A 2,613-nucleotide genomic window follows, 5' to 3' on the forward strand; every position below is an offset into this window, starting at 1 on the left:
GTACGCTCCGCTCCAGTTCTCGGAACCTGCCATCCTCGACTCAGCCTGATCCGAATTCCGGTTTGGCCTGGCTCCGCGCAACGAACCTCATCGCTCGTCAACCTTTCCTTAACTCTGCCCAAACGGACCGGCTGAATTCGCTCCGCCGGGCTATCGACGGTCGTTGACATTCGAACAAAATTAGAACAAATTACGAACATACTAACAACGGAGAGAGTTATGTCTGATCTGGTTCAGGATGTCGTCTCGCTGGTTTGCATGAGCACCTTTCTCGTTTCCATGGCGATCTGGATCGGCGCCATGTGATCAGGCGGCCTCGCCGCCGCTGTTTCGGGCGGGCGAGGGCCCGCCCTTGCGGGATGGGCAAGAACCCGCCTGGGATGGGCAAGAGCCCGGCCATTGTTGTTAAGTCTTTCTTGGCCGCGCCGACGTAGGCTGCCCATCCAGACAGGAGCCCAAGACAGGGGAGCCAAGTGTCGGTCTTCGTCACGGTCACCCTCGTGGCCGGCAATCTCGGACTGATCTTCCTTTTGATGACCGTGCCGCTCGGGTCGCGCACGGTGACGGTCAGCCGCGTGATCAAGGCCGATCGCGAGCGCCTCTGGCAGGCGTTGTGGCCGTTCGGAAGCGACGCCGGGTGGTCCGGGGAAATCCTTTCGGCCGAGCCGCTGGACGGCGAGGGAACGGCGCTGATCAGATTGTCCTGGGATGGCCGGGACGGGCGGCCGATCGAACGCAAGTCGCGGTTCGAGGATGTCGGCGAGGGCAGCCGCTTCTCGATGACGGTCATCGAGGACACGGCGCTCGACCCGTCCTTCTGGGCGAATTATCGCGAGACCGTCGCGCTTTTGCCCGAGGGCGATGCGACGCGGGTGACGCTTACCCAGACCGACCGCTATCGCGGCGTTGCCTTCCTGGTCTTTCGCTTCTTCGCCATGCGCCGTGAGATACGCAAGCTGGATGTCTGGGCGGCAACCGGCACTTATCGCAAGGGCGGCTGGTTCGAGCATCCGCTGAGCCAGATCGGTTTCGCCGTGCTCTCGGCCCTGATCCTGTGGCCGTTCTTCGGCCTCAATATCGGCGGGCTGGCGCTGGCCGCGATCCTGACCTCGGTGGTCGCCCTGCACGAGCTCGGTCATATGGCCGCCTTCCGCCTGACGGGACATCGCCGGGCGCGCATGATCTTCATCCCGCTGCTTGGCGGCATTGCCATCGGCGGCAGGCCCTATGACAGCCGCTTCGAGGTTGCTTTCGTGGCGCTGATGGGCGCCGGCTTCTCCGCTTTCCTGGTGCCGGTGCTGATCGCCGCCAGCGGCCTCGCCGGCAGCGAAGGACATCGCCTGGCCGCGACGCTTTTGGCCACGCTTGCCGGCTGCGCATCGCTGTTCAACATCGCCAATCTGGTGCCGGTGTGGAAATTCGACGGCGGCCAGGTGCTGCGCCAGATCTGCCCCGGCCCGGCGGTACTCGCGCTGGCGTCCTTCCTGCTCTTGTCCGCGCTTCTCGCGCTTGGCTGGCGGGCCGGTTTCTCGCCGAGCTTCCTGCTGATCGCCGGCGCGGTGTTCTCGATCCTCAGCCTCATCACCGTGGGCAGCGGCGTCAAGCCGCGCCACGAGCTGAAGCCGATCAAGACCTTCGACCGATTGGTCATGGCCGGCGCTTTGCTCGCGGTCTTCGCCATCCATGGCTATGGGATGCTGTGGGCTTCCGCGCAGCTCATGTAGGGTGTGTCGATATTCAGGTGAGGCCGGCCTGCAAATGTCGGCTTCCTGCGCTTCCGGTGCTCACGTACTATAAGTACGCTCCGCTCCGGTTCTCGGAACCGCCTTGTTTGGTCGCTTCGCGCCCGTCTTCGACTCCGACTCGGCCTGACCTGAATCTCAACACACCCGTAGGCGGAGCGGCTTAGCCGGCCTTCCGAGCTGGCTCCGCAGTCGGAACGGCGGCAGGTCCGAACACATCCTCGAAAGCGGCTTTCAGCGCCAGGTCGAGGTCGGCCATCGTGACCGGCAGGCCGAGGTCGACGAGGCTGGTCACGCCATGGTCCGAGACGCCGCAGGGCACGATGCCGCTGAAATGGCCGAGATCGGGCTCGACATTGATGGCGATGCCGTGGAAGCTCACCCATCGCCTCAGCCGGATGCCTATTGCCGCGATCTTGTCCTCGGCCGGCGAGCCGTCGAGCAGGGCAGGGCGATCCGGCCGCACCACCCAGACGCCGACGCGGTCCTCGCGCCGCTCGCCGCGCACATTGAAGGCGGCAAGTGTTTCGATGATCCATTGCTCCAGCGCTGCGACGAAGGCGCGCACATCCTCGCGCCGGCGCTTGAGGTCGAGCATGACGTAGGCCACGCGCTGGCCGGGACCGTGATAGGTGTATTCGCCGCCGCGACCCGCGGCAAAGACCGGAAAGCGGTCGGGATCGATCAGGTCTTCGCCACGCGCGCTGGTTCCGGCGGTGTAGAGCGGCGGATGCTCGACCAACCAGACCATCTCGCCGGCAGCACCGCTGCGGATCGCCACGGCGCGCGCCTCCATGAAGGCCAGCGCGTCCGGATAGGAGGTGAGGCCGGGTTCGATCACCCATTCCACCGGCGCCGAGCCGGGCAGGGG

2 protein-coding genes are annotated in these 2,613 nt (G+C 65.2%); one reads left to right on the plus strand and one right to left on the minus strand.

Going from position 1 to position 2,613, the window contains the following annotated elements; translation table 11 throughout:
- Positions 1-473 precede the first annotated feature (473 nt).
- On the plus strand, positions 474-1,724 hold the full coding sequence (locus EOA24_RS33820) for an SRPBCC family protein (protein WP_126082123.1): 1,251 nt from the start codon (positions 474-476) through the stop codon (positions 1,722-1,724).
- A 181-nt stretch (positions 1,725-1,905) separates the two neighbouring features.
- On the opposite strand, the gene lipB is transcribed toward EOA24_RS33820, so the two are convergent.
- On the minus strand, positions 1,906-2,610 hold the full coding sequence (gene lipB, locus EOA24_RS33825; RefSeq protein WP_245501913.1) for a lipoyl(octanoyl) transferase LipB: 705 nt from the start codon (positions 2,608-2,610) through the stop codon (positions 1,906-1,908).
- Between the last annotated feature and the right edge of the window lie 3 nt (positions 2,611-2,613).

Source organism: Mesorhizobium sp. M2A.F.Ca.ET.039.01.1.1 (assembly GCF_003998035.1).
GTDB lineage: Bacteria > Pseudomonadota > Alphaproteobacteria > Rhizobiales > Rhizobiaceae > Mesorhizobium.